The 26,296-nt window shown below is 74.1% G+C and carries 26 protein-coding genes; 8 read left to right on the top strand and 18 right to left on the bottom strand.

The window, feature by feature from the left end; all coding sequences use genetic code 11:
• Both ABZW14_RS05380 and ABZW14_RS05375 read right to left on the bottom strand, forming a co-directional pair.
• Window positions 1–621: a VTT domain-containing protein gene (locus ABZW14_RS05380; protein ID WP_355340147.1), complete on the bottom strand. Its 621-nt coding sequence runs from the start codon at window positions 619–621 to the stop codon at window positions 1–3.
• A 91-nt stretch (window positions 622–712) separates the two neighbouring features.
• Window positions 713–1,399 (bottom strand): 50S ribosomal protein L11 methyltransferase, encoded by a 687-nt coding sequence (locus ABZW14_RS05375; RefSeq protein ID WP_355340144.1) that lies wholly within the window; start codon window positions 1,397–1,399, stop codon window positions 713–715.
• Window positions 1,400–1,566: 167 nt separating this feature from the next.
• Here ABZW14_RS05375 and ABZW14_RS05370 point away from each other — a divergent pair, with 167 nt between their 5' ends.
• Window positions 1,567–1,770 carry a cold-shock protein gene (locus ABZW14_RS05370; protein WP_168000800.1) on the top strand — a complete coding sequence of 68 codons (204 nt, stop codon included), beginning with the start codon at window positions 1,567–1,569 and terminating at the stop codon, window positions 1,768–1,770.
• A gap of 51 nt (window positions 1,771–1,821) precedes the next feature.
• On the opposite strand, the gene ABZW14_RS05365 is transcribed toward ABZW14_RS05370, so the two are convergent.
• The 5 genes from ABZW14_RS05365 to ABZW14_RS05345 all read right to left on the bottom strand — a co-directional run bounded on the left by ABZW14_RS05365 (window position 1,822) and on the right by ABZW14_RS05345 (window position 7,032).
• Window positions 1,822–3,102, bottom strand: a complete 1,281-nt coding sequence (locus ABZW14_RS05365) for an MFS transporter (protein WP_355340140.1) — start codon at window positions 3,100–3,102, stop codon at window positions 1,822–1,824.
• Entirely contained in the window at window positions 3,099–3,674 is a 576-nt protein-coding gene (locus tag ABZW14_RS05360; RefSeq protein WP_355340137.1) for a metalloregulator ArsR/SmtB family transcription factor, read from the bottom strand. Before ABZW14_RS05360 ends, ABZW14_RS05365 begins: the two co-directional genes overlap by 4 nt.
• A gap of 96 nt (window positions 3,675–3,770) precedes the next feature.
• Entirely contained in the window at window positions 3,771–4,679 is a 909-nt protein-coding gene (locus ABZW14_RS05355; protein WP_355340134.1) for a hypothetical protein, read from the bottom strand.
• 167 nt (window positions 4,680–4,846) lie between these two features.
• A complete protein-coding gene (locus ABZW14_RS05350) occupies window positions 4,847–6,502 on the bottom strand; it encodes a CocE/NonD family hydrolase (protein WP_355340131.1) in 1,656 nt (551 codons plus the stop codon).
• Window positions 6,503–6,504: 2 nt separating this feature from the next.
• Window positions 6,505–7,032, bottom strand: a complete 528-nt coding sequence (locus ABZW14_RS05345; RefSeq protein ID WP_355340208.1) for a MarR family transcriptional regulator — start codon at window positions 7,030–7,032, stop codon at window positions 6,505–6,507.
• A 137-nt stretch (window positions 7,033–7,169) separates the two neighbouring features.
• On the opposite strand from ABZW14_RS05345, the gene ABZW14_RS05340 reads away from it, so the two are divergent.
• Entirely contained in the window at window positions 7,170–9,305 is a 2,136-nt protein-coding gene (locus ABZW14_RS05340) for an MMPL family transporter (RefSeq protein ID WP_355340128.1), read from the top strand.
• Window positions 9,306–9,355: 50 nt separating this feature from the next.
• Here the strand turns inward: ABZW14_RS05340 and ABZW14_RS05335 are convergent, their stop codons facing one another.
• Window positions 9,356–10,231, bottom strand: a complete 876-nt coding sequence (locus ABZW14_RS05335; RefSeq protein WP_355340125.1) for a transglycosylase SLT domain-containing protein — start codon at window positions 10,229–10,231, stop codon at window positions 9,356–9,358.
• A gap of 30 nt (window positions 10,232–10,261) precedes the next feature.
• Window positions 10,262–11,713, bottom strand: coding sequence for a DedA family protein (locus ABZW14_RS05330; protein WP_355340122.1), 1,452 nt, complete (start codon window positions 11,711–11,713; stop codon window positions 10,262–10,264).
• A gap of 132 nt (window positions 11,714–11,845) precedes the next feature.
• Between ABZW14_RS05330 and typA the strand changes: the two genes are divergently transcribed.
• The gene (typA, locus tag ABZW14_RS05325) at window positions 11,846–13,714 is read left to right on the top strand and encodes a translational GTPase TypA (protein ID WP_355340119.1); all 1,869 of its coding nucleotides are present in this window, start codon (window positions 11,846–11,848) and stop codon (window positions 13,712–13,714) included.
• Window positions 13,715–13,909: 195 nt separating this feature from the next.
• On the opposite strand, the gene ABZW14_RS05320 is transcribed toward typA, so the two are convergent.
• Window positions 13,910–14,572, bottom strand: a complete 663-nt coding sequence (locus ABZW14_RS05320) for a methyltransferase domain-containing protein (protein ID WP_355340116.1) — start codon at window positions 14,570–14,572, stop codon at window positions 13,910–13,912.
• Between the two features lie 72 nt (window positions 14,573–14,644).
• Here ABZW14_RS05320 and ABZW14_RS05315 point away from each other — a divergent pair, with 72 nt between their 5' ends.
• Entirely contained in the window at window positions 14,645–15,511 is an 867-nt protein-coding gene (locus ABZW14_RS05315) for a serine hydrolase (RefSeq protein ID WP_355340113.1), read from the top strand.
• Window positions 15,512–15,514: 3 nt separating this feature from the next.
• On the opposite strand, the gene ABZW14_RS05310 is transcribed toward ABZW14_RS05315, so the two are convergent.
• Window positions 15,515–16,312, bottom strand: a complete 798-nt coding sequence (locus tag ABZW14_RS05310; protein WP_355340110.1) for a tyrosine-protein phosphatase — start codon at window positions 16,310–16,312, stop codon at window positions 15,515–15,517.
• Window positions 16,313–16,356: 44 nt separating this feature from the next.
• Here ABZW14_RS05310 and ABZW14_RS05305 point away from each other — a divergent pair, with 44 nt between their 5' ends.
• Window positions 16,357–17,454, top strand: a complete 1,098-nt coding sequence (locus tag ABZW14_RS05305) for a dipeptide epimerase (RefSeq protein WP_355340107.1) — start codon at window positions 16,357–16,359, stop codon at window positions 17,452–17,454.
• 55 nt (window positions 17,455–17,509) lie between these two features.
• Entirely contained in the window at window positions 17,510–18,427 is a 918-nt protein-coding gene (locus tag ABZW14_RS05300) for an NlpC/P60 family protein (protein WP_355340104.1), read from the top strand.
• Between the two features lie 76 nt (window positions 18,428–18,503).
• On the opposite strand, the gene ABZW14_RS05295 is transcribed toward ABZW14_RS05300, so the two are convergent.
• From ABZW14_RS05295 to ABZW14_RS05280, 4 genes are all read right to left on the bottom strand, one after another.
• Window positions 18,504–19,502, bottom strand: a complete 999-nt coding sequence (locus tag ABZW14_RS05295) for a TerC family protein (protein WP_355340101.1) — start codon at window positions 19,500–19,502, stop codon at window positions 18,504–18,506.
• A 324-nt stretch (window positions 19,503–19,826) separates the two neighbouring features.
• On the bottom strand, window positions 19,827–20,909 hold the full coding sequence (locus ABZW14_RS05290; RefSeq protein WP_355340098.1) for an AAA family ATPase: 1,083 nt from the start codon (window positions 20,907–20,909) through the stop codon (window positions 19,827–19,829).
• Window positions 20,906–21,559: a nicotinamide riboside transporter PnuC gene (pnuC, locus tag ABZW14_RS05285; protein ID WP_355340095.1), complete on the bottom strand. Its 654-nt coding sequence runs from the start codon at window positions 21,557–21,559 to the stop codon at window positions 20,906–20,908. The genes ABZW14_RS05290 and pnuC overlap by 4 nt, the downstream gene beginning before the upstream one ends.
• 87 nt (window positions 21,560–21,646) lie before the next feature.
• Window positions 21,647–22,234, bottom strand: a complete 588-nt coding sequence (locus tag ABZW14_RS05280; RefSeq protein WP_355340092.1) for a CGNR zinc finger domain-containing protein — start codon at window positions 22,232–22,234, stop codon at window positions 21,647–21,649.
• A 103-nt stretch (window positions 22,235–22,337) separates the two neighbouring features.
• Here ABZW14_RS05280 and ABZW14_RS05275 point away from each other — a divergent pair, with 103 nt between their 5' ends.
• Together ABZW14_RS05275 and ABZW14_RS05270 are read left to right on the top strand one after the other, a co-directional pair.
• On the top strand, window positions 22,338–23,594 hold the full coding sequence (locus ABZW14_RS05275) for an MFS transporter (protein WP_355340089.1): 1,257 nt from the start codon (window positions 22,338–22,340) through the stop codon (window positions 23,592–23,594).
• Between the two features lie 64 nt (window positions 23,595–23,658).
• Window positions 23,659–23,952, top strand: coding sequence for an antibiotic biosynthesis monooxygenase family protein (locus tag ABZW14_RS05270; RefSeq protein WP_355340086.1), 294 nt, complete (start codon window positions 23,659–23,661; stop codon window positions 23,950–23,952).
• 116 nt (window positions 23,953–24,068) lie between these two features.
• On the opposite strand, the gene ABZW14_RS05265 is transcribed toward ABZW14_RS05270, so the two are convergent.
• The 3 genes from ABZW14_RS05265 to ABZW14_RS05255 all read right to left on the bottom strand — a co-directional run bounded on the left by ABZW14_RS05265 (window position 24,069) and on the right by ABZW14_RS05255 (window position 26,286).
• The gene (locus tag ABZW14_RS05265; protein WP_355340083.1) at window positions 24,069–24,965 is read right to left on the bottom strand and encodes a DUF5753 domain-containing protein; all 897 of its coding nucleotides are present in this window, start codon (window positions 24,963–24,965) and stop codon (window positions 24,069–24,071) included.
• 79 nt (window positions 24,966–25,044) lie between these two features.
• A complete protein-coding gene (locus tag ABZW14_RS05260) occupies window positions 25,045–25,413 on the bottom strand; it encodes a VOC family protein (RefSeq protein ID WP_355340080.1) in 369 nt (122 codons plus the stop codon).
• A gap of 24 nt (window positions 25,414–25,437) precedes the next feature.
• Window positions 25,438–26,286, bottom strand: a complete 849-nt coding sequence (locus tag ABZW14_RS05255; protein ID WP_355340077.1) for a helix-turn-helix domain-containing protein — start codon at window positions 26,284–26,286, stop codon at window positions 25,438–25,440.
• Window positions 26,287–26,296 lie beyond the last annotated feature (10 nt).

Here is a 26,296-nt window from a genome sequence, read left to right as displayed (position 1 = left end):
TCAGCTCGCCTGCGCGGCGGTCAGCGCGCGGAGCCGGTGCCGGGTGCCGAGCAGCACCGGGCCGGCGAGCAGCAGGCCGACCGCCATGGTGAGCACGGTCGGGTCGGGCGCACCGGGCAGCAGCCCGGTCAGCGCCCGCGCCGTGATGCCGAGGGTCACGTAGAGGCCGGCCCAGAGCGTCGCGCCGAGCGTCGCGCTGACCGCGAACCGCCGGTAGGACATCCGCAGCCCCCCGGCGGCCAGCGGCAGCAGCGCGTTGAACACCGGCAGGAACGGCGCCACCAGCACCATCCGGCCGCCGCCACGGCGCAGCAGCGCCTCCGCCGCCGCCCAGCGCGGCTCGCCGATCCAGTCACCCAGCCGGCTGTAACGCAGCCGCTCGCCCCAGTGCCGCCCGGCCAAAAAGGTCAACGACCAGCCGGCGAGGCACCCGGCCACCACCGCCACGACGGTCGCCAGGCCGGTCGCCGGCCGGCCCGCGCCGACCGCGGCGAGGACCGCGGCGTCGCCGGGCACCAGCACCCCGAGCAGGGGTACGGCGTCGGCGAGCATCACCATGCCGAGAATCCCCATCAGCAGGGTGGTGGGCAGCTCCCCGACCTGGGCCAGCAGATCCGTCATGCTCCGTACGCTAGGGCCCCGGGGCGAGCCGGCACATCCGGTTTGATCCCCCACCGGCCCCCGAGTCCGGATCCGGATGATCCCTGAGGGGTCAGCGGGGGCGGAGCACCTGGACCCGGCGGACCGGGGAGTCGACCGAGGGCTCGGTGACGGGCACCGGGTAGGCCGCCACCAGCTCCAGCCGGTCGGGCGGGAGGTGTCCGCGGTCCGGGTCGCCGACGAGCACCTGCACGCCCCGGTCGGCGGCCCGTTGCAGGTACGGCAGCACCCGCGCGGCCAGCGCGGCGTCGTAGAGGACGTCACCGGCCAGCACGAGGTCGGCGGTGGCGGTGCCGTCGAGCAGGTCGTCCCCGGTGGCGGCCACGCTCACCCGGTTGGCCCGGGCGTTGACCGTCACGGCCGCCACGGCCCACGGGTCGACGTCGTTGGCGACCACCCGGTCGGCGCCGGCGAGCGCGGCGGCGATGGCGACCAGCCCGGAACCGGCCGCCAGGTCGAGCACCCGCCGCCCGGCGGCCAGTTCGGGGTGGTCGAGCAGGTGCCGGGCGAGCGCCTGCCCTCCGGCCCAGACCGAGGCCCAGTACGGCGGCGGCAGCGACCGGCCGGCCGCCGCCTCCATCCGGGCCCACCAGAGGATGGCGTCCTCGGCGAGGTGCAGCCGCACCTCCGGCACGTACGGCGCGGCGACCAGCCGGAGCCGGTCCAGCCCGTCGCCGGGCACCGCGATCTCCCGTTCCAGGTCGGCCAGCGGCGTGGTTGTGCTCACCGGGGCAAGCATGCCCCCCCACCGCCCCGGACCGGAGGGATTTTCCCGCCCGCGGCGAATTCGTGAGCCACACCGGCACTTCCGCCAGCGGATCGCGGTTCGGGCGGTTACTGTCGGGAAGGTACAGGGCGATCACCGGCTGCGACCGGTGCTCACCCGCATTGAACAGGGAGAGACGCATGGCAACCGGCACGGTCAAGTGGTTCAACGCGGAAAAGGGCTTCGGCTTCATCGAGCAGGACGGCGGGGGTCCGGACGTGTTCGTCCACTACTCGGCCATCCAATCCAGCGGCTACCGCGAGCTGAACGAGGGCCAGAAGGTCGAGTTCGAGGTGACCCAGGGGCAGAAGGGTCCGCAGGCGGACAACGTCCGTCCGATGTAGCTTCGTGCCGGTGGCGGCGGTCGGTTGCCCGACCGCCGCCGCAGCGCATTCTCAGGCCGGCGCCGCCGGCAGGTCCCGGCGCCGCCGCAGCGGCCCGACCAGCAGGATGAGCGGGGTCAGCGCGAGCCAGGCGGTCATCACCGTGATCGCCCCGGCCGGCCCCCACGCGGCGCCCAGCGCGCCGGCCAGCAGGGCGGCGAGCGGGATGGTGCCGTAGTTGAGCAGCTGCATGCTCACGGTCACCCGCCCGAGCAGCCCGTGCGGCGTGTACGTCTGCCGGAAGCTGGCCTTCACCACGTTGCCCACGGCGACGCCCAGGCTGACCAGCGCGCCGCCGAGCACCAGCCAGGCCACCCGGCCGCCGGAGCCGGCCAGCGGGATGAGCAGCGCCGGAGGTCCGGCGAGCGCGCCCGCGACGAGCAGGGCGCGGGCCGAGCCGAGCCGCCGGGCGAGCCCGGTGGCCAGCGCGGCGCCGATCAGCCCGCCCACGCTGGCCAGTCCGATCAGCAGTCCGACGAGCCCAGCGGGCAGCCCGGCGGAGCGGACCAGGAAGACCACCAGCACGGCCTGGTAGCCGCTGAGGCCGATGTTGCTCGCCGCGCCGAAGACGGTCAGCACCCGCAGGTACGGGTCGCGGGCCACGAAGCGCAGCCCGTCGGCCACCTCCCGGCGCAGTGACGGCGATCCCTCGGGGCGTTGCGGGCGGGGCTCGGCCGCCCGGATGCGGCTCAGGCAGACGGCGGAGACCAGGAAGCTGACCGCGTCGAGCAGGACGGCGGTCACCGCGCCGGCGAGCTGGGCGATGAGGCCGGCCAGACCGGGACCGACGAGGTAGCTCGCGGTCTGGGTGGCGTGCAGCTTGGCGTTGCCCTCCGGCACCTGCTCGGGACGCAGCAGGGTGGGCAGGTAGACCTGGTCGGCGGTCTCGAAGAACACCCGGGCCAGCCCCGCGCCGAGCGCGACGACCAGGAGCTGGCCGACGGTGAGCAGGTCGAGCAGGGCGGCCACCGGGACGCTGGCGAACAGCGCCGCCGAGACCAGGTCGGCGACGATCATCACGGGACGCCGGCGGACCCGGTCGACCCACGCGCCCGCCGGCAGGCCGGCGAGCAGCCAGGGCAGCCAGGCCGCCGCCGTGAGCACCGCCACCTGGAACGTGGTCGCGTCGAGCACGGCCACCGCGACCAGCGGCAGGGCCACGGCGGTCACGTTGCTGCCGACGGCGCTGACCGTCTGCCCGGCCCAGAGCAGCCGGAAGTCGCGGTGCCGGAGCAGGCCGCCGGGTGGCCGGGAAGCGGTGGCGGGGGCGTCCGTGCGGACGGGGGCGGTCACGGCTGGCCCGGGACGCCGTGCGCGAACAGGAAGACGGGCTCGCGCCGCTGCCCGTCGTCGGGGACGGGACGGTCGGCCCAGCGGTCGAGCAGTTCGGTGACCTCGCGGCTGAGCTGGAGCAGCTCCGCCGGGGTCAGCCGCAGCCACTTGTCGGTGCTGAACGGGCCGTCGCCCCAGGCGGCGTGGGCCTCGTCGGGGGCGGCGTGCCAGGCCCGGACCAGGGCGACGTGCCGGTCGAGGTTCAGCGAGCTGGCCGCGTCGGCCACCGCCCGGGCGGCAGGGTCGGCGTCGAACTCGGTGTTGGACCAGCGCACCCCCCGGTCGCGGAGCCGCCACCAGCGTTCCCGGCGGTCCCGGGCCAGTTCGGGCGCCTCCAGCACCAGGTCGGCTGCGGCCAGCACCTTGAGGTGGTGGCTGACGTTGGCCGGCGCCTGGCCGGTGCGCTCGGCGAGCTGGCCGACGGTGGACGAGCCGTACACCTTGAGGACGTCCATGAGGCGGCGCCGCAGCGGATGGGCGAGCGCGGCGAGGACGCGGGAGTCGGTGACGTGCCGGACGGTGGGCTTCTCCATGGGGAGAGCCTGACATTCGCAAGAGCTGTTGCGCAATACCTGTTGCTGGATTTCCGTCCGGGACCGCGGCGCGGCACTCGCCGCGGGCCGGCCCCGTCAGGCGGTCAGCCGCCGGGACAACTCGTCGGCGACGTCCCGGGCGATCTGCGGCGGGATCGCCTCGGCGATCTTCTCCGGAGGCAGCCCGGCGAGCACCCCGGTGACGATCTGCTGCTCGTCGGTGAAGTCCTTGGTGGACAGCCCGGTCACCTGCGCGACGAGCGCCGGCCAGGCCCGGGCCATGGCCAGCATCAGCTGCAGCGGCGAGTTCGCCTGGGGCGGGTTGACCAGGCCGGTGGTGTTGACCGGCGAGATCAGCCAGTTGCGCAGATTCTCCAGGTCGGCCAGGACGTCGCCGACCGTGCGGTTCGGGTATCCGGTGTCCCTGATGAGCTTGTCGGTCTGTTCCATGCCGTTCTCCGGTTTCACTGGGGCGATCAGGCCGATCGCGGTCAGGTAGCGACGGAACAGCGGGGTCTGGTCCCGGCCCGCCTTCGTGGAGTCGCGGAAAAAGCTGAAGTGGGTGTGGAACAGGTGGCTGCTGTCGCCGGTGGTGCGCTTGCCCAGCCGGTCCCAGCGCTTCACCGTCCTGCCGTCCGGGGAGTAGATGATCTCCCGGAGGTCGTGGGCGTCCCCGGCGCCCGCGGCGCACTGCGACACGCACCAGGTCGAGAAGGTACGCAGGTCGTGGGTGGCGCCGCCCGAGGAGACGGAGAACATCCCGACGTCCAGGGCGGACGCGTGCAGGGTCAGCCCGGACGAGTCCCGGGTGGACTCCACCACCGAGTAGTCGTTGCGTACCACCCGGTCGGAGCCGCAGTGGTATCCGCCCCGGTGGTCGGGGTCGCCGACGATGCCGACCTCGGCCGGCTCCAGGTCCTGAGCCCGTACGGTGTTCTTGTCGACGTTGAGATAGGTGAGCAACAGGTTGCGGACGGCCAACAGGTTCGCGGGAGCCGTCGTCATGGGATCTCCCCTCCGGATCGACGGGCCGGCAAGGGCACGACGGTCACAACCCGTGAGGGCGCATGATCCGGGGACGCGCCCCACCGGATAGCTGCACGGCGCCGGGCACTTGCACCGAGGATATCCACACGGGGCAGTAAATACCCAGCTCAGAGCACTATCTGGAACTATCGTCCGACTGTGGACGGGGCCGGCCCGAGCGGCAGCACCACGGCCGAAGGATGCTCGGGATCGTGCAGGACTTCCCGCCAGCCAGCACGAAGCGTGACAGCGGTGCCGAGCGGTTCGCCGGTGCCGGGGTTCCGCGCGTAGCGCGGGTGGGCGCCGCCGGAGACCTGGACGCGCAGCCGGTGGCCGGCGGCGAAGCGGTGCGCGGCCGGCCAGAGGGCGACCGGCACCCGGACCGCGCCGGAGGCGTCGCGCGGGAAGCGCCCCGGGGCGACGCGGACCAGCCCGTCGCAGACGTTCCAGGACCGCCCCCGCCGGTCGACGTCGCAGAGCCGGACGAAGACGTCCAGGTAGGACAGCTCGCTGCGGACGTGGATCTCGGCCCGCACCGGGCCGAGCACCTCGACCGGCGTGGCCAGGGTCGCGCTGGTGTAGGTCAGCACGTCCGGCCGGGCCTCGACCGGCCGGTTGTCCACGGCACCGGCCCGCTGGGCGACCAGCAGCGGGCCGCCGAGCGACGGCGTGGGGTCGGCCGGGTCGTAGCGGATCCGGTCGGGTGCGGAGCGGGCCGGCGGCTCGGTGGCGAGCGCGCCGCCGGCGTGCAGGTGCCAGCGGGCCGGCTCGGCGGGCGGGGGCCAGTCGGGCAGGTCACGCCAGCCGCCGCCGGACCCGGCGACGTGCACCCGGACCGGCGCACGGCCCGGCGCCGGGCGCCCCGCCAGGTGCTCGTCGAGCCAGTCGAGCCCCTCGCGCAGGGCCGCCACGAGCAGGCCGGGGCTGCCGTGGGTCCACGGCCCGATCGTCAGCCGGGGGCGGGCGCCGGCCGCCCGGAGCCGCGCGTAGTCGTCGAGCTGGGCGGGGAGGAAGATGTCCTGCCAGCCGCTGACCATCGCCACGGGCGCACGCACCTCGGCGATCCGGTCGCCGAAGATCCGGGTCCGCCAGTAGTCGGCGTCCGGGGTGTGGTGGCGCAGCCACTCCTGGAAGAACGGCACGGTCACCCCGGTGGCGATCCGGTCCGCCTCGGCCAGCGGCAGGTGCGCCAGCGCCCGGGTGAGCCGGGGCTGCCCGCGCTTGAGCTCCCACTGCCGGGCCAGCCAGGGCACGGTCTGCGCCTGGAGCAGCTCCGCCCAGGTGAGCACCGTGTCCAGCGCGAACGACTCGCCCGCGTACGTCGAGTCCCGGGTGGCCGAGGCGGTGACCACGGCGACCATGGCGCGCAGCTCGTCGGCCGCCTCGGCGGCGACCGCCCACTGCACGAACCCCTGGTAGCTGGCGCCGAACATGCCGAACGCGCCGGTCCACCAGGGCTGCCGGCGCAGCCAGTCGAGGGTGTCCAGCCCGTCGTCGCGCTCGTGCACCAGCGGGGCGAACTCGCCGCCGGAGCCGTACGTGCCCCGGCAGGACTGGATCACCACGTGGTACCCGCGCTCGGCGACGAGGCGCCCGAGCAGCCGGACCGGACCACCCCGCCCGTACGGGGTGCGGATCAGCACGCAGGCCGCACCGGGCAGGTCCGGCGCGTAGTGGTCGGTGCGCAGCGTCACCCCGTCGCGGACCCGGACCGGGAGGTCCCGGGTGACGGTGACCCGCCCGGTCCGGGCGGCGGGCAGCCGCAGCGCCGCCGCGGCGAGCCGGGTGACCAGCGGCCGCACGCTCAGTCCGCGGCGCGTTCCGTCGCGCCGCGCCGGGGCTCGCCCCGGGCCGCGCGCACGGCATCCCGGTGCTCACGCATCGAGACCACCATCTCGGCCATGAACCGGTGCACCACGGCCAGCTCCTCGTCGCTGAACCGGCCCATCACCTCGTCCGTGCGCTGCCCGAGCGGGCCGAAGAAGTCACGGGCCAGGGTGGCGCCCCGGTCGGCGTAGTGCAGGAACACCTTGCGCCGGTCGGCGGTGTCCCGGTCGCGCCGGATGTGCCCGCCCCGCTCCAGCCGGTCGACGAGCGCGGTCACCGAGCCCGAGGAGAGGTCGAGCACCTCCCCCAGCCGCCCGGGGGTGATCGGGTCACCGAACAGTTCGGCGTCCATCACCGCGATGAGCGCGTGCAGGTCGGTGGCGTTGAGACCGTGCAGGCCGGCGAACGCGTGCCCGACGTGCTGCGCCTCCGTCGAATAGCGGCGCAGGTCGTTGGTGATGTCCGCGATCATCTGCCCGCGCGGGTCGTCCCGTCGCCGGTACATGCTCTGCGCGCTCACGTCTCGCCGCCACCCCCTGTCCCAACCGGTCCGGTTGCAGCATAGAGCCACCCCGGATAATCTCGCTCATCAAGATACTTGTTAGAAGAGAATCTCCACGACCATTCATGTGAGGGCTCCCGATGTCACTGTTCACCCGCGTCGTCCGGGGCCGGCTCGCCGCCTGGCTCACCCTGGCCGCCGCGCTCGTCGTCGGCGTGGTCGCCTTCGGGCTGCCCAAGCCCGACAATCCCGATCCCGTCTCCGACACCGGCCTGTCCGCGAGATGGCAGTCGACGCAGGTCGAACGGCTCCAGGAGCAGTTGCCCTCCAAGGACTCCCAGACCGCCCTGGTGGTGGTGAGCCGCGCCGACCAGGCGCCGCTCACCGGCGCGGACCGCGGTGTGCTCGACGGCATCGCGGGTGAGCTGAGCTCCCTCGCCGCCGGTGGGCGGGTCTCCCCCGCACAGGTGTCCCCGGACGGCACCGTGGCGCTGGTCGCGGTGCCGCTGTCCACCGAGGGCAGCCCACGGGCCGTGGTCGACGAGGTGGAGAAGCTCCGCGAGGCGGTCGGCGACCTGCCCGGTGACCTGAATGTCGAGGTCACCGGCGGGCCGGCGTTCACCGCCGACCTCGGCAAGGTGTTCGAGGGCGCGGACACCACGTTGCTGCTGTTCACCGCCGCGGTGGTGGCGGTGCTGCTGCTGGTCACCTACCGCAGCCCGTTCCTGTGGCTCGTACCGCTGCTGGTGGTGGGCGCCACCGAGCAGATCACGCTGCGCGTGGTGGAGTCCCTCGTGCCCGCCGTCGGCATCTATCTGCCCAGCGGGCAGGTGACCGGCATCGCCAGTGTGCTGGTGTTCGGCGCCGCGACCAACTACGCCCTGCTGCTCATCGCGCGCTACCGGGAGGAACTGCGCCGGGAGGAGGACCGGTTCGCCGCCATGCGTGCCGCGCTGCGCCGCACCGCCGAGCCGATCCTGGCGAGCGGCAGCACCGTCGTCCTCGGCGTACTCACCCTGCTGCTCTCCGAGCAGGAGACCAACCGGGCGCTCGCCCTGGCCTGCGCCACCGGTGTGATCCTCGCCATGCTCTCCGCCCTGTTCGTGCTCCCCGCCGCCCTGCTGCTGTTCGGCCGGCGCCTGTTCTGGCCGTTCGTCCCCCGCGTCGGCAGCGCCGCTCGTGAGGGACGGATCTGGGGCCCTCTCGGCGAACTGGTCGTCCGCCGGCCGCTGCCGGTGGCCGCGCTCGCCGTCCTGCTGCTCGCCGGGCTCGCCCTCGGCGGCCTGGGCATCCGCACCGGCCTGTCCGAGACCGAGCAGTTCAGCGAGAAGCCCGAGGCGGTCGCCGGGGCGGAGACGCTCGCGCGGGCGTTCCCGGCCGGCAGCACCCAGCCGGTGGCGGTGCTCACCAACCCGCAGGCCGCACCCGCGGTCCTCGCCGCCGCCGGCGACGTCGACGGGGTCGCCTCCGCCCGTCCCGGCGCCGCCGGAGACCGGGTCGCCCAGATCGACGTGGTGCTCACCGCCGAGCCCGGCAGCGCCGCCTCCGACCGGGCCGTGGTGGCGCTGCGCGACGCCGTGGCCGCCGTACCGGATTCCGCACCGCCCGCCGTCGACGGCGCGGACGCCCCCGACGGCGCCCTCGTCGGTGGCCCGGTCGCCGCGACCTACGACTCGAACGAGGCCAACACCAGGGACCTCCAGCTGATCCTGCCGCTCATCCTGCTGCTGATCGGGGCGGTGCTGGTGCTGCTGCTGCGCGGCCTGCTGGCCCCGCTGCTGCTGGTGCTGACCGTGATCGCCTCGTTCTTCGCCAGCCTCGGCGCGGCCTGGCTGCTCTTCGACCACGTGCTGGACTTCCCGGCGCTGGACAGCGGGGTGCTGCTGCTCGCCTTCGTCTTCCTCGTGGCGCTCGGCGTCGACTACAACATCTTCCTGGTCACCCGGGCCCGGGAGGACGCCCGGCGCACCGGCACCCGCGACGGCATGCTCTCCGCGCTGCGGGTCACCGGCGGCGTCATCACGAGCGCGGGCGTGCTGCTGGCCGCGGTCTTCGCGGTGCTCGGCGTGCTGCCGCTGATCACCCTCACCCAGATCGGGATCATCGTCTGCGTCGGCGTCCTGCTGGACACGCTGCTGGTCCGCACCGTGCTGGTGCCGGCGCTGGCGTTCACACTCGGCGACCGGTTCTGGTGGCCGGGACGGATCGCCCCCGAACCCGACGCACCGGCGCAGGCGCCCACGGCGCCCGCGACGCCGGCCGGCGCGCGGGACTGAGACGAGGGCGGGGCCCCGGCGATCATCCGCTGGGGCCCCGCCGCGTCAGCTCAGTAGGTCAGGCAGACGCACTCGGTCATCAGCGCCCGCACGTTGCGCACGTACTGCGGATTGGGGATGGCCAGCGGCTCGCCCTCGCGGGCCACCGCACCGTGCCCGTAGTTGTACGCGGCGATCACCGCGTTGAGCAGGCAGGAGTTCAGCTCCGACGTGCAGAGCGAGGCGTCCAACCGGTAGTCCGACTCGAAGTACATGTCACCGATGTACTTGGTGAGCCACGCCAGGTAGGTGCCGCCCAGGTAGGCGTTGTCGCGGTAGGCGTCGATGTCGTACGACTGGCCGAACCGCTGGTTCATCCAGTCCGCGGTGGCCGGCATGACCTGCATCAGCCCGATGCCGCCGTCGCAGGCCACGATGTTGGACTGCCAGCCGCTCTCCTGCCAGGCGGTCGCCTTCATGAGGGTCAGCGGGATCTTGATGTCCGGCGCGGAGGTGGGCCAGTAGGTGCGCGCCGCCGCATCGGACAGCGCCGCCTTCACCTGGCTGCGGGTCGCCTGGCTGCCCCGGTAGCTGGGCTCGCACCCGCTCGCCGGCGGCTTCGGCGGGGGCGGCGGCACCTGGGTCTCGGTGGGCGGCTTCGGCTTGGCCAGCGGACCGGTGGTGGTGCGGGTCGGCTTGGGCTTCGGCTTCGCCGACGCGCTCGGGCTGGGCTTGACGCTGGGCTTCGCGCCCATCGCGGCGACCGCCGGCGGTTCGTCGCTGGGCCCGTCGGCCGGCTCGTCCGCGGGCGCCTCGACCGGCACCTCGCCGGTCACCTCGACGGCCACCTCGCGGGTCGGCTCCTCGCCGCCACATCCGGTGAGCACCGTCGCCGCCAGTAGCGCGGCCACCGCCGCCGTGGCCCAGCGGCCCACTCCTCGTCGCATCGGACCTCCCCCGTGGCCGTCCGCCGCACCCTAGCAGGGATCGGCGGGCCGGCGGGGTACCCGCGACGCCGGCCGGGAGGCCCGCGGCCGGGGCGGTCCGTCCCCTGTGGCCGGTCCGTCCGGACCGGGCGAGGCAGCGTCCCCGACCGCGTGGTCCCGGGTGGCCCAGGCGACCACGAACACGGTGACCCAGGCCGCGCCGAGCAGCACCGACGTGGCCGTGCCGCTGGCCGTGCTCCACCCCAGGTAGAGCCGGGCCCCGGTGACGGCGACCACCCCGGCCAGCGCACCCGTCCAGACGGCCACCGCCACCGGCCAGCGCGCGCCCCGGGACAGCAGCCACGCGAGGGTGCCGAAGCTCGCCGTGACCACCGCGGTCTGGGTGGGCCGCAGGTCCGGGGCGGCGTCCGGGCCGCCCGGCCCGGTCAGGCCGGCGACCACCACCAGCACCACCAGCGGCACGAACGCCCCCACCGTGCCGAGCACGCTGAGCAGGTCGGCGCGCCAGGGCCGGTTCCGCCAGGCCACCACCGCGGCCACCAGGGCCACCGCGGCGATCAGCACCCAGCCGCGCAGCACCGAGACCGCGGCCAGCGCCGCGTCGGCCACCCCGGAGGTACGCCGGGCGGCGAACCAGTCGGCGACGAGCCCGTCGAGCACCCCGAGCCCGCTGTGCCGGACCACCGCCTCCAGCACCGCCGCGACGGCCAGCCCGGCGGCGAACAGCAGCAGCAGGCCGGCGGCCAGATTGATCAGCAGTGTCCCGGCCGGGCCGAACCGCATGGCGATCAGGAAGAACAGCACCCCGTAGCGGGCGCGCAGCCAGCGCAGCGGTGGCAGGGCGGCGGCCCGGGCGGCCAGCGCCCGCGCCGGGTCCGGGTTGCGCCCCAGCCAGCGGCCGGCCAGCACCACCCCGATCAGGCACACCAGCAGCACGAGCACCGCTCCGGTGGCCCGGCCCAGGAACCGGGACACCCGCTCGTAGGACTCGCCGGCGGCGTAGCCGACCAGCACCGAGGCGCCGACCCAGCTCACCACCCCGGCCAGGTTCCACGGCGCGAACCGCCGGTAGGGCAGGCCGGCCGCGCCGGCCAGCCGGGGCGCCAGGGTGCGGGCGAACGCCACCCAGCGGGCCGCCAGCACACCCCGGCCGCCGAGCCGATCGAGCAGCGAGTCGGCGCGCCGCCAGCGCTGCGGCCCGATCCGGGCACCGAGGCCGGAGGCACGCAGCCTTGGCCCGTACCGCCGGCCCGCGCGATAGGCGAGTGTGTCTCCGATCACGGCGGCAGCGGTCATGGCCAGCAGCGTGGGGACGAGGCGCAGCGTCCCCGCGTACGCTAGGAAGCCGACCAGCAGCAGGGTCGCCTCACCCGGCACCAGCAGCCCGAAGATCACCGCGGTCTCGCCCGCGACGATCGTCGCGGCGACCAGGTAGATCAGCAGAGGCGGCAGCCCCTGCAGCCAGTTCAGCAGGTCAGGCATCCGGTCCCCCGCACGGGAGCCAGCATGCCAGTCGCTGGAACGGTCGGGACAGCACTTTCGGCAGAGATCCGGGCGATCTCGGGGGTGACCCCGAGGCGTGCCCCGGCAACCGCAGACAGGAGTATGGAGGGTATGCAGCTACGCACCGACCTCCGCAACGTCGCCATCATCGCCCACGTCGACCACGGCAAGACGACCCTGGTCGACGCCATGTTGCGGCAGGCCGGCGCCTACGGCGCCCGTGGTGAGGACACCGAGCGGGTCATGGACTCGATGGACCTCGAGCGGGAGAAGGGCATCACCATCCTCGCCAAGAACACCGGCGTGCGTTACCTGCCGGCGGACGGCTCCGAGGCGGTGACCATCAACATCATCGACACCCCGGGGCACGCCGACTTCGGCGGCGAGGTCGAGCGCGGCCTCACCATGGTCGACGGTGTGGTGCTGCTCGTCGACGCCAGCGAGGGCCCGCTGCCGCAGACCCGGTTCGTGCTCCGCAAGGCGCTGCGCGCCCGGCTGCCGATCATCCTGGTGATCAACAAGGTGGACCGTCCCGACGCCCGGATCAAGGAGGTCGTGGACGACACCTACGAGCTCTTCCTCGACCTGGACGCCGACGAGGAGCAGATCGACTTCCCGATCGTCTACGCCTGCGCCCGCGACGGCATCGCCTCGCTGACCCAGCCCGCCGACGGCGCGGTGCCCGACGACAGCCACAACCTGGAGCCGCTGTTCCGCACCCTGCTGGACACCATCCCGGCCCCCGCGTACGAGGAGGAGGCGCCGCTTCAGGCGCACGTCACCAACCTCGACGCCTCGCCGTTCCTCGGCCGGCTGGCGCTGTGCCGGGTCCGGCAGGGCACCATCAGCAAGGGCCAGACGGTCACCTGGTGCCGCACCGACGGCAGCAGCCAGCGGGTACGCATCTCCGAGCTGCTCATGACCGAGGGCCTGGAGCGCAAGCCGGCCGAGAGCGCCGGCCCGGGCGACATCATCGCGGTCGCCGGCATCCCGGAGATCATGATCGGCGAGACCCTGGCCGACGCCGAGAACCCGGTCCCGCTGCCGCTGATCACCGTCGACGAGCCGGCCATCTCGATGACCATCGGCACCAACACCTCGCCGCTGGTCGGCCGGGTCAAGGGTGCCAAGGTCACCGCCCGGATGGTCAAGGACCGGCTCGACAAGGAGCTGATCGGCAACGTGTCGCTGCGGGTGCTGCCCACCGAGCGGCCGGACGCCTGGGAGGTGCAGGGCCGCGGTGAGCTGGCCCTGGCGATCCTGGTGGAGCAGATGCGCCGCGAGTCCTACGAGCTGACCGTCGGCAAGCCGCAGGTCGTCACCAAGGAGATCGACGGGAAGACCTGCGAGCCGGTCGAGCGGCTGACCATCGACGCCCCGGAGGAGTACCTGGGCGCGATCACCCAGCTCCTCGCCACCCGCAAGGGCCGGATGGAGCAGCTGGTCAACCACGGCACCGGGTGGATCCGGATGGAGTGGCTGGTCCCGGCGCGCGGCCTCATCGGCTTCCGCACCGAGTTCCTCACCGAGACCCGGGGCACCGGCATCCTGCACCACGTCTTCGAGTCATACGAGCCGTGGTTCGGCGAGCTGCGCACCCGCAACAACGGCTCGCTGGTCGCCGACCGCTCCGGCTCGGTCACGGCGTTCGCCATGACCAACCTCCAGGAGCGCGGCCAGCTCTTCGTCGAGCCGGGCACCGAGGTGTACGAGGGCATGATCGTCGGCGAGAACTCCCGCTCCGACGACATGGACGTCAACATCACCAAGGAGAAGAAGCTCACCAACATGCGGTCGTCGACCGCGGACGAGACCGAGAAGCTGATCCCGCCGCGCAAGCTGTCGCTGGAGCAGGCCCTCGAGTTCTGCCGCGAGGACGAGTGCGTCGAGGTGACCCCGGCCGCGGTGCGCATCCGCAAGGTGGTGCTGGACCAGACCCAGCGCGGCCGGATGGCCGCCCGCCGCAAGCACGCCGGCTGACCACACGGCCACCCCGGAGCCCGGCCCGCCCACCCCGGCGGCCGGGCTCCGCCCGTCCCGGGGACCCACTCCCGCCGCCCACTCCCGCCCGCCCCGGCGATCATGAAGTTTGCGGCAGTTCTGGAGATCGACACCGCCGCTGCTTCATGATCAACGCGCGGGGCGGCGGAGGCCGTGGGGGCGGCACCGGGTGGGTCAGGGTTTGGTGGCTTGGAGGGCCAGGATGTCGGGGATGGGTGTGGAGCCCGACTCCTGGACTCGGGCCAGGGTGAGACCCGCGGCGGTCACCGCGTTGAGCAGGTCGGCCAGGGGGACGTGCCAGGCGCCCACCCGCGCTCGCACACCGCTCGGATTCCAGGCGCGGAAGGTACGGGCCCGGTCGGCGTAACCGCCGTCGATGACGATGCGGGCCGGGTCGGAGCGGTCGGCGAACGCGCCGGTGAAGCAGGGGTGCACCCCCACGTGGACGAAGCGCCCGCCGGGGGCCAGGACCCGGGCCGCCTCCGCGATCACCGCCGGATAGTCCGGCAGGTCGGTGTGCCCGAGCACGCAGGTCACGGCGGGCACGCTCGCGTCGGCGACCGGCAGCCGCGTGGCGTCGCCCCGGGCCACCGGAAGCCGGGTACGGGCGTACCGCAGCTGGCCGCCGGAGAGGTCGACCCCGAGCGGGTCCCGCCCCAGCCGGCGCAGCTCCGCAGCGTGCACGCCGGTGCCGCAGCACAGATCCAGACAGCGGCCCGACCCGTTGCCGAGCAGGTCGGCGAGCTGCCGGCGGACCCGGTCCATGTAGTCCGCGGAGGTGTCGGTGGCGTACTCCTCGTACCAGTCGGCGATGGCGTCGTACGCGGCGGTCGTCATCTCCGCACGCTAGCCCCGGCAGGGGCCGGACCGCAGCCCCGCCCGCCGCGATGATCCGCTACGGTCACCGGCATGACCTGGGAGGATCTCGACGCGCACCTGGACAAGGTGCCCGGCACCGTCTCGGCGTACGTGGGGCGGCTCGGCGCCCCGCCCACCTGGACCCGGCACGCCGACGCCACCCACTACGCGGCCAGCACCATGAAGGTCGCCGTCCTGGTGGCGCTGCACCGTGCCGCCGAGGACGGCCGGCTGGACCTGGACGCCCCCGTCCCGGTACGCAACAGCTTCGACTCCGCCCTGCCCGGCGCGCCCCGGTTCACCAACGCCCGCAGCTACGACAACGACGACGCCGTCTGGGCGCGGGTGGGCGGTGAGGCGCCGCTGCGCTGGCTCGCCGAACGGATGATCGTCCGCTCCAGCAACCTGGCCACCAACATCTGCATCGGTCAGGTCGGGCTGCCGTCGGTGGCCGAGGCGTGGACGCTGGCGGGGGCCCGGCACAGCGTCACCGGCCGGGGCATCGAGGACTTCGCGGCCCGCGACGCCGGCATCGACAACCTGGTCACCGCCGCCGACCTGGCCGCCCTGCTCGGCGGGCTGGCGCTGGGCGCGCACCAGCCGGGTCCGCTGGCCTCGCCGGCCGGCTGCGCGTCCATGCTGGACGTGCTGTTCGCCCAGGAGCACCGCGAGGACCTCGCCGCCGGGCTGCCCGAGGGCACCCGCATCGCGCACAAGAACGGCTGGGTACGCGGCATCCGGCACGGCGCCGGCGTGGTCTTCCCCGACGACGCCCCGCCGTACGCCGTCGTGGTCTGCACGACCACCGACCTGGCCGACGGCGGCCCGAGCGGCGAGGAGGCCGAGGACGACGCCTGCCGCCTCATCGCCCACGTCTCCGCGCAGGTCTGGGCGGCCCGCCACGACCTGGCCGGGTGACCGCTACTCCAGCAGATTCGCCCGCAGGGCCGCCAGCGTCGCGTCGGTGAGCCCCAGGCCGTCACGCAGGTACGCGTCGAACGTGCCGTGCACCCGGCGCACCTCGTCGTAGGCGGCGTCCAGGTACGCCGGCCGCACCTCCAGCAGCGGCCGGGCCACCGCCGGGTCCAGGTCCGGCCGGCGGCGGGTCATCGCGGCCAGCAGCACCTCGCGCAGGCTCTCAGTCAGCTCGTTGTGCCGCAGGTAGTCGGCCCGGATGGCCGGCTCGCCCACGCCGAGCGCGGTGAGCAGCACCACCGACAGCCAGCCGGTGCGGTCCTTGCCGGCCGAGCAGTGGAACAGCAGCGGCAGGTTCGCCCCGTCAGCGGCCAGCCGCACCGCCTCCCCGAACCCCTCCCGCGCCGACTCGCCGGTGACGAACCAGCGGTAGATCCCGGCCATCGCCCCCGGCATGCCGTCGCGGGCCAACTCCTCGTACGCGTCGAGGTCGTGGCCGAGCAGCACCGCCGAGACGTACGTGAACACCGGGTGGGCCGCGTCGTAGACCGGCAGGTGCACCAGCCGGGGCTCGCCGGCCAGCCGGTCGGGCGGGGCGACCGCCTGCTCGGTGGCGTGCCGCAGGTCCACCACGCAGGCCGGGGCGAGCTTGCCCAGCACCGGCAGGTCCTCATCGGTGAGCCGGCCCAGCGCCGCGGTGCGGATCAGCCGACCGGCGCGTACCCGCCGCCCGTCGGCGGTGGGCAGCCCGCCCAGGTCACGGGCGTTCGGCGCGCCCACCAGCTCCCAGTCCCGCCCGGTCATCGGCCCTCCCCTGATCGCCGTCGGCTCCGTATAGGGTGCCCCACATGACGATCGCGGCGGTACGCACCCACCGGCTCTCGGCCCCCTTACACACCCCGTTCGTCACCGCGCTGCGCCGCACGACCACCGTGGACACCCTGGTCGTCGAGGTGGTGGACACCGACGGGCGGTCGGGTTTCGGCGAGGCGCCACAGGTCTGGCAGGTGACCGGCGCGTCGATCGCCGGCGCCGAGGCGTGCGTGCAGCAGTTGCTCGGGCCGCTGCTGACCGGGCGTGACGCCGACGACCTCCAGGCCCGCTGCGCCGAGGTGCGCCGCGCGGTGGTGGGCAACGAGTCGGCCCGGGCCGCCGTCGACGTCGCCCTGCACGACCTGGCCGCGCGGCGGCTCGGCGTACCCCTGGTGCGGTTGCTCGGCGGCACCACGCTGCGCGTCCCCACGGACGTCACCCTGGCCGCCGGCGACGCGGTCGATCTGGCCGCGGCGGCCGCCCGGCGCCGGGCCGAGGGGTTCACCGTGCTGAAGCTCAAGGTCGGCACCGACGCGCGGGGCGACCTGGACCGGGTACGCGCGGTCCGCGCCGCGGTCGGGCCCGAGGTGCGGATCCGGCTGGACGCCAACCAGGGCTGGACCCCGCGCGAGGCGGTGCGGGTGATCCGTGGCATCGAGGACGCGGGGCTCGACGTCGAGCTGGTCGAACAGCCGGTGCACCGGCGGGACCTGGACGGGCTGGCCTGGGTCAGCGACCGGGTGGAGCTGCCGATCCTCGCCGACGAGTCGGTGTTCGACCTGCGCGACCTGGTCGAGGTCATCCGCCGGCGGGCGGCCGACATGGTCAACGTCAAGCTGGCCAAGTGCGGCGGCCTGCACACCGCCCGGACGCTGCTCGACCTGGCCGCCGCCCATGGCATGGGCACCATCGTCGGCTCGATGATGGAGAGCCAGGTGGGCCTCGGCGCGGCGGCGAGCCTGGTCGCCGCCTACGGCACCACGGCCGTCTCGGATCTCGATGCCGCCTGGTGGCTGGCCTGGTCGCCGGTGGCCGGCGGGATCCGGTACGACGGCGCGACCGTCGTGCTGCCGGACGCCCCGGGCCTCGGCATCGCGCACGTGAGTGAAGCAAAGGTTCAAGCGCGCGGTTGAGTGCCGTTGGAATTTTTCATAAAGTCGCCCAAGGGCACGTGAGGTGGGGGTGGGCATGGAGGTTCAACCGGGCCGCGAGGCCGTTGTCCGGGTGCCGGTGGCGACCCTCTGGACCAGGCCCGAGGCGGTCCGCCCCGTCGACAGCCCCGCGCTGGCCGACCCACCGGACGTCGCCGCCTGGATCGCCGGCATGGACCGCGACCAGCAGGTCGGCGACTGCGTCCTGACCCAGCTGCTGCTCGGCGAGCGGGTACTGGTCACCGAGGTGCGCGCCGACGGCTGGGCGCACGTCGTGGCGCTGGCGCAGCCCGCCGCCAAGCTCGACCTCCGCGGCTATCCGGGGTGGCTGCCCGCCGCCCAGCTCACCGCACCGGCCGAGTCCGGCCCGCCGGCCACCCCGCTGGTCGTGGACGCCGCCCACACCGCGCTGCGCGCCGCCCCGGACGGCCCGCCGGCCCTGTCCCGCGTGGTGCTCGGCACCCGCCTCACCCCGGCCGGGCGGCCCGTGGACGGCTGGCGGCCGGTCCTCGCGCCGGGGCACCCCGACCCGCTCTGGGCCCCGGAGGGTGACCTGGTCCCGCTGCCCGCCGAGCGGCCGGAGGCCAAGGAGGTGCTGGCCCTCGCCGAGCGGCTGCGTGACCTGATCTACATCTGGGGCGGGCTGTCCACCGACGGCATCGACTGCTCGGGCCTGGTGCACCTGGCCTGGCGCCGCTACGGCCTCACCCTGCCACGGGACGCCGACGACCAGGCCGAGGCGACCACTCCCCTGGCGCTGGGCGAGGAGCGCCCCGGCGACCTCTACTTCTTCGCCCGGCCGGGCCGGCGGATCCACCACGTGGGCATCGTCAGCACCGAGCCGCAGGGCGAGGTACGGCGGATGCTGCACGCCTGCTACGTGAAGCGCCGGGTCGTCGAGGAGCGGCTCCCGCCGGACCGGGAGGCCACCCTGGTCGGCGCCCACCGGATCTGACCCCGTACGCATCTGACCCCGTACGCCGAAAGGGGCGCCCCCGACCACGGGGGCGCCCCTTCTCGCGCGGGTCCGGTCAGCGGCGGGCCTCGGCCAGCTCGCGGCGCCGGTCGCGGGACGACTTGAGCAGGCTGGCCGCCGTGGCCACGGCGAGGGTGCCGAGGATGACGGTGAGCGAGAGCCAGATCGGGATGTGCGGGGCCCAGCCCACGTGCTCGCCACCGTTGACGAACGGCAGGTTGTTGTCGGCAAGGGCCTCCAGGACCAGCTTGACCCCGATGAAGCCGAGCACCACGGCGAGGCCGTAGCTGAGATAGATCAGCCGGTCCAGCAGGCCGCCGAGCAGGAAGTAGAGCTGCCGCAGGCCCATCAGCGCGAACACGTTCGCGGTGAAGACCAGGTACGGCTCCTGGGTGATGCCGAAGATCGCCGGGATCGAGTCGAGCGCGAAGATCAGGTCGGTGGTGCCGATCGCGATCATCACGATCAGCATGGGCGTGAACAGGCGCCGCCCGTTCTCGTGGGTGGTCATCCGCGCCCCGTCGAAGTCACGGGACAGCGGCAGCGCCTTGCGGCTCCACCGGATCAGCAGATTCTCGCTGAACTCGTCCTCGTCCGGCTCACCCTGGCGGGCCAGGTTGACCGCCGTGTAGATCAGGAACGCGCCGAAGATGTAGAAGACCCAGGAGAACTGTGAGATCAGGGCGGCGCCGGCGGCGATGAAGCCGCCGCGCATGACCAGCGCGAGCACAATGCCGATGAGCAGCACCTTTTGCTGGTACCGCCGGGGCACCCCGAAGCGGGCCATGATGATCACGAAGACGAAGAGGTTGTCCACCGAGAGGCTGTATTCGGTGAGCCAACCGGTGTAGAACTGGCCCGCCACGCTGGGGCCTGAGGTGAGCCACAACCCGGCACCGAAGAGCAGGGCCAGCCCCACGTAGAAGCCGACCCACAGGCTCGACTCGCGGACGCTGGGCTCGTGCGGGCGGCGACCGATGATGAACAGGTCGACCAGCAGGACCGCGGTCATGACGACCAGGGTCCCCGCCCACACCAATCCGGACACGTTCAAATCCATCCTCCGGCAGACACACAGCGTCGGGCACACCGTACGCCGGGTGAGGGGCCGGGGTGCGTCGACGCTGACTCTGGTGACTGTCGGAGGTCTCTTCCGCCACCGACCCGGGATGCGGATCGCTGACCGACGGAGCCGGGTCGTGCCACCGGGGGGCCGGCGCTCTTCCGTGCTGACGACTCCGTCGCGGGGGAATACTCCCCTCCTCGGCCGCCATTGTTCACCATCTGCCCCGGGTGGCGCATCTCCGGGGGTCCTGTTTGCCAGGGTGCGAGTGTTCCGGTGTGGGACAGGTCTCGATACGCAGGGCGTCCTAGGAGGCTAGGTGTCAGGCGTCAGGGGCTCGTTGAAGGGCCAGCCCGCGGCCAGGAGGGCGTCGCAGGCGGCGACCGCCGTGGCCAGTCGCCGCTCGTGCGGACCGTGCAACTCGACCACCGGCACCCCGCAACCGGCCAGCTCCTCCCGGAACCGGCCGGTCATCCACGCCCGCAGGTGCTCCCCGTCGCGCAGCCCGTCGTCGGCGAAGGGCACCCCCTCGTGGCCGGTCAGCAGATACAGCGCCGGCCGGCGGGCGGCCGCGCGGACCGCCTCCGACGAGGACCCGAGGTAGCGCTCCTCCCAGATCGCGGTGGCCCGCGCATCGGTGTCGCAGAACAGCAGCGGGCCGCTGGTCCGGGCCGCCGCGTCCTCGGCGGCCTGCTGCTCGCGCACCACCTCGGCGAAGTCCTGCCGGTCCCACGTGACGTCGAAGATCGTCGCCTCCGGCCGGGTGCGCCGCAGCCCGGTGAGCTTGCGCTCGGTCAGCTCGCGGCCGTATTCCGGGACCCAGGGCGTGCCGTAATGGGCGGCGAGCGCCGCCGCCATCGTCGTGGTGCCGGTCGACTCGGCCCCGACCACCACCACCCGGCGGGCCAGCCAGGCCCGCACCGGCGGGCTCAGCCGCCGCCAGTGCGCCGCCGGATCGGCACGCACGGCGGTGCCGGAGACCGGCACCGCACGCCGGTCCAGGTCCACACACACCGCGGCCGCGTCGAACCGGCGGGCCAGCTCCTCGCCGTACGCCTCGGAGGAGAAGACCGCGTCCACCGGCCGCCCGCCGAGTGCGTCGGCGAACACCGCGCAGTGCAGGTCCCAGATCGCCGGGTCGGCGTAGTCGACCGGGTGGTCGTCGTACCGCCCGACGAACCGCACCCACGGTGTCCCGGCGTGGGCCTCGCGCAGCCAGTCGACGCGCAGGTCGAGCGGAATCGACTCGCGCCGGGACGGGGCCACCACCACGGTGACCGCCGCGCACCGGGCCGCGGCCGCCTCGATCAGCGCGTGGTGCCCGGCGTGCGGCGGGTAGAACTTGCCCACCACCAGGCCGTGCCGGAACTCCCGGCCCGGCGCGGTCCGCACGCTCACGCCGCGACGGGGGCCGGGCCCGGCGGCACCGGGGTCGCCGCCGACCGCCGGCGCAGGTCCGCGCGCCACTCCCGCAGGCCGACCACGCAGAGTGCCAGGAAGATCAGGTAGAGGCCGCCGGTCAGCCAGAGTCCCTTGTACGCGTAGAGCGGGATGTAGATCAGGTCGGCGGCGATCCACAGCCACCAACTGTCCACCAGCTTGCGGGTCTGGCCGTAGGTGGCCAGCAGCGACAGCGCGGTGGTGACCGCGTCGGCCAGCGGCACCGTGGAGTCGGTGGCCCGGTCCAGCAGCACCCAGAGCCCGGCCGTGAGCAGCACCCCGGCCACGCCGAGCGCCCACCACTCCCGCCCGCTGGTCCGGGCCACGGTCAGCCGGCTACGCCGCTCCCCGCCGAAGAGCCAGTGCCACCAGCCGTAGACGCCGAGGACGACGTAGACAATCTGGAGGCCCGCGTCCGCGTACAGGCCGGCGGTCCAGAACAGCAGCATCAGCAGCAGCACGTTGGCGATGCCGATCGGCCAGTTCGCGATGTGCTGCCGGGCCACCAGCCAGACGTTGACCACGCCGGTGGCGAAGCCGAGCACCTCCGCCCAGGTGGTGCCGGCGCCCAGGACGGTGAACGCCGTGGCGGTGAGCCAGTCCAGCATGGTGTCCCCTCCCCCGTTTCCCGAGCGCCCACCCTAGAGGTCCCGACCGGAGACGTCGATCGAGCCTCGGCGGTGGACGGATCAGGGCTACCGGCTCCTCGCCTTCTGCCGGGCGTAGTAGGCGCGGGCGCGGTTGCGGTCCCCACAGTCCTTCGTGTTGCACCAGCGGCGGTTCCGCCGCGGTGACGTGTCGAGATAGACCCAGCCGCACTTGGCGTCCTCGCACTGGTGGAGGCGGTCGAGATCGTCGCGCTGGGTGAGAGCCACGAGCCCGCGGACGATGCGGTTGCGGGGCAGGCGGATGTCGACCTCCCGGTCCCGCCATTCCCAGCGGTCGCCCGCGCGGACCAGGTCGGCCGCGGCGATCGCCGCCCGGTACCTGGCCGCGAGGTCCGCGGCGGCCTCGGGGTCGGCCTCGAAGAGCGTGGCGTAGGCCGCCTCGCGCGCCTCGACGACCTGTTGCCGCTCCCGCTCGGCTCCGGCCTCGTCCCGGCCGGCGAGGTCGCGCAGGGCCGCGGCTTCGTCCGCGCCGATCAGATCGGACTCGACGCACCAGTCGACGACGTCGAGGAAGGTCGTCAGCTTCTCGGCGCGTTCGGGGCCGCCGAGACGCCAGCTGACGGTGTTCACCAGGTCGAGCATGCGGTCGCCGGCGATGTGACCGAACCTCACCATCAGCTCCCCTCATGGGCAAAGGCTCTGTTGCATGTGAGGCTATCAGCTGCCATGCTCATGCCCAATCAACCAATCACCCATGAGAGCCACCGGGAGACCGATCGTGCCTGCCGCCGCCCCACGCAGATCGTTCGCGGCACTGTGGGCGTCCCAAGCGTCCTCGAACCTCGCCGACGGGCTGCTCCAGGCCGCGGCGCCGCTGCTCGTCGCCACGCTGACCCGTGACCCGCTCGTGGTGGCGGGCATGACGGTGGTGCAGTTCCTGCCCTGGCTGGCCGCCACCCTCCCCGCCGGCGCGCTGGCGGACCGCATGGACAGACGCCGGATCCTCACCATCGGCAACCTGCTGCGCGCCGCCGGGTTCGCGCTGCTCGCCGTGACCCTGGCGAACGGGTGGCGCCACGTCGCGCTGCTCTACGCCGCGGTGTTCCTGGCCGGTTGCGCCGAGACGATGGTCGACAACGCCGCCCTGACCATCCCACCCCGCCTCCTGCCCCGCGAGCAGCTCGAACGCGCCAACGGCCGGTTGTTCGCGACCCAGTCCGTCATCAACACCTTCATCGGCCCGCCCGCCGGTGCGGCGTTGTTCGCGGTGGCGGCAGCAGCGGCCTTCTACACCGGCGCGGCCGCGTTCGCCCTCGCCGGCCTGGCCGCCCTCCTGCTGCCCGCGCTGCGCCCCACCAGCGCGGACCAGGAGCGCCGCCGCTCGACGCCGACCACCATCGGCCAGGACATCCGCTCCGGGTGGGCCCACTTCTGGCGCCACGACCTGCTGCGCCGGGTCGCGTTCATCTCGGCGGCGATCAACTTCTTCGGCTCGGCCACCGGCGGGCTGCTCGTCCTGCTGGTCACCGGCCCCTACGACCTTCCCCTGTCGCGCTACGGCCTGTTCATCGCCGTTCCCGCCGCCGGCGCGATCGTCGGCTCACTGCTCGCCGAGCATGTCGTGCCCCGTGTCGGCGGCGGCCCGGTCACCTGGCTGGCCGCCCTCACCCCGGCCGCCAGCTACGCCATCCTCGGCCTGGGTCACCACACGGTCCTCGCCCTCGCCGGCATGTTCTGCGCCGCCGTCGCCACCTCGCTGAACCAGATCGTCGTCAGCACCCTGCGCCAGGCAGCGGTCCCCGACGAACTCCTCGGCCGCGTCACGGCCGCCTACCGCCTGGTCGTGCTGGGCGTCGTCCCCCTCGGAGCCCTCGCCGGCGGCCTGCTCGGACGCGGCCTGGGGATCCGCGCGCCCTTCCTCGTCGCGGCCCTCGGACTCGGGCTCGCCGCGCTCCTGCTCGCCTCCCGGGTCACCACCCAGGCCCTCCGTGACGCCGAGGCGCGGCCGGCCGAAGCCCCCCGCCAGTACGCCTAGGGTGTGGCGCGCGGAACAGCCGCCGGGGCTTACCCGCCCCCGGCCGTCGTGCGAGGCTTCGGGCATGGTTCTTGAGGTCGCGCTGATCGACGTGACGCCCGGGCACGAGGACGACTTCGCCGCCGCGTACGCGCAGGGGCACCCGATCCTCGCCGGCACCGAGGGCTGCCGCTCGGTGCGGATGACCCGCGGCGTCGAGTCACCGTCCCGGTTCGTGCTGCTAGTCGAGTGGGACTCGGTCGAGGCGCACGACGTCAACTTCCGGCAGAGCGAGCGCTTCACGCGGTGGCGGGAGCTGATCGGCCCGCACTTCGCCGGCCCGCCGCAGGTCGAGCACTACGTCGACGTGCCGGCCTGAGCTGTCGTACCCCTCACATAGCCTGCGCTCGACGCGTTGGCCACCGGTCCCGACGGTAATCGGGGGCGCCGGGCCCGGTGACCACGCGCCCACCGCCGCCACGGGCCGCGCCCTCCTCAGCCCCCGTGCGGCTCGCGGGGGCGGGGCACCGGCACGGGGCCGAGCCGCCGGGTCAGCAGCTCCACCGTCTCCTCCTCCGACAGGGCCGCGGCGAGCAGCCGGTCGACCAGCCGCTCGTAGCGGGCGACGTCGGTTTCGGCGACCAGCCGCAGGTCGGTGGTGAGCGTCTCCACCAGCACGGTGCGCGGGTCGGCCGGGTCTGGGTAGGCGTAGTAGGAGAACGGCGCGAGGGGATGCAGGTCACCATAGGGGGACCCGTCGCGGGGCAGCAGCCGGACGGTGACGTGCGGCCGTTCGGCGAGGACGGCCAGGTGACGGAGCTGCTCCCGCCAGACCTCGACCGGAAGCCCGCCCGGGTCGCAGGCGCGCTCGTCGATCAGCGCGGTGTAGTCCGGCGGCTCCGGCCGGCACAGCACCTCCTGGCGCACGGCGCGGGCACGGACGTCGGCCTCCACATCCACGTCGTCGGCGAGCAGCGCGCCGGCCGACACCCGCAACCGCGCGTAGTCGGGGGTCTGGAGCAGCCCGGGTACCAGCGCCGGCTGGTAGTCCACGATGCGGACCGCGCCCGCCTCCAGCTCCGCGTACGCCCGCTGCCGCTCCCCCATCTCGCCCAGCGCCTTCGACCAGCCACGGCCGGTCGCGGCGTCCCGGGCGATGACGATCAGCTCGTCGCGTTGGGGGGCCGGCACGGCGTAGACGTCGAGCAGGTCGAGCACATCGGCCAGGTCCGGTCGGCTCTGCCCCAGCTCGATCCGGGACAGCTTCGAGGTGGACGCCCAGCCGAGCCGACCGCAGACCTGCTCCAGGGTGAGCGATTCCCGGCGGCGCAGCCGGCGCAGCTCCGCGCCGAGCCGGACCCGCCGGACCACAGGACTTGCTGACAACGGCATGTGCGCCTCCCCACCGTGGGAGAGTACGCATCACGGTCACTCAGGGCAATACCTCGCTCGCGGAGAGCTATCGCGGCCGTCAGGGCCGGTAGGTGCCGAAGGACCAGACCAGGCCGGCCAGGTCGCGGGCCACGTAGTCGCGGGACCCGTAGTCGGTGTCGAAGGGCGGCCGGACGATCTCCGCGCCGGCCGTCCGGGCCCGCTCGTGGTGGGCGTCGACGTCGTCGACGGCCACGTAGACGCGGTAGTCGTCGTCGGCCGGCCGGGTCGCCGGGGCCGGCCCCGAGCCGAGCAGGACGAGGCCGTCGCCGCAGCCGAGCTGGGCGTGCCGCACCGTGCCGTCGGGCCCCTCGTGCACCTCGTGGACGGTGAGGCCGAACGCGGACCGGAGGAAGTCGACGGCGGCGCGGGCGTCGGGATACCGGAGGACCGGGTGGATGCTTCGCATGGCCCGAGTCTGCTGCCGGAGAGGTCAGGCCGGATTGGACGAATGCGACCCGGGCCGGGCCAGCGCCACGGGCGTCGCCCCGGCGAACTCGCGGAAGTCGCGGATCAGGTGCGACTGGTCGTAGTAGCCGAACCGCACCGCCAGCTCGGCCCACCCGGCTGCGCCCGGGGCGGCGTCCGCGCCGCCGGTCGGCGCGGGGACCAGCGTTCGGCCCACCGTCGCGTACGCCCGCTGGAAGCGGATCAGCCGGGCGACGGTCTTCGGCGGCAGGCCGAACTCCGCCCGGAACCGCACCCCCAGGTGGCGGCGGCTCCAGCCGACCTCGTCGGCGAGCGCGCCGACGCCCAGCCCACCGCCGCTGCCGTCGAGCAGCCGCCAGGCGCCCAGCAGGCGCGGGTCGACCGGCCCGGTCACCGCCAGCCGTGCGGCGAGCGCGGCGTCGAGCCGGGCGAACCGGCAGGCCCAGTCGGGCAACTCGGCCAGCTCGTCGCGGAGCCGGGCCAGCCAGCCGCCGAGCCGGTCGACCGGGACCGCCCGGTTGGCCAGCTCGCCCAGCGGCACACCGAGCAGCCGGCGGGCGGCCGGAGCGGTCAGCAGCACCTGCACACCGACGCCCTCGCCGGCCGTGCGGGTCGCGCACCAGGCGTCGAACGGCCCGGCCAGGAACGCGCTGGTCCCGTGCGCGCCCCGGTCGGCGGCACGCGGGTCGGTGACGTCGAGGGGGGCGCCCCAGCCGAGGATCAGCACCACGAAGGCGCCGGCCGCCTCGCGGCGCACGAGCGGGCCGGCCGCGCGCTCGCGGTAGCCGAGGTAGCGGTCCACGTAGGGCCGCAGCCGGGGGTCGGGGAGTCCGATCACGGCCTCGGTGAGCACGGCGGCCCCC

Source organism: Micromonospora sp. NPDC004551 (assembly GCF_040609975.1).
Classification (GTDB): Bacteria; Actinomycetota; Actinomycetes; order Mycobacteriales; family Micromonosporaceae; genus Micromonospora.
Note: the sequence above shows the minus strand (reverse complement) of the source record. Positions and strands in the feature narration are given on the sequence as shown.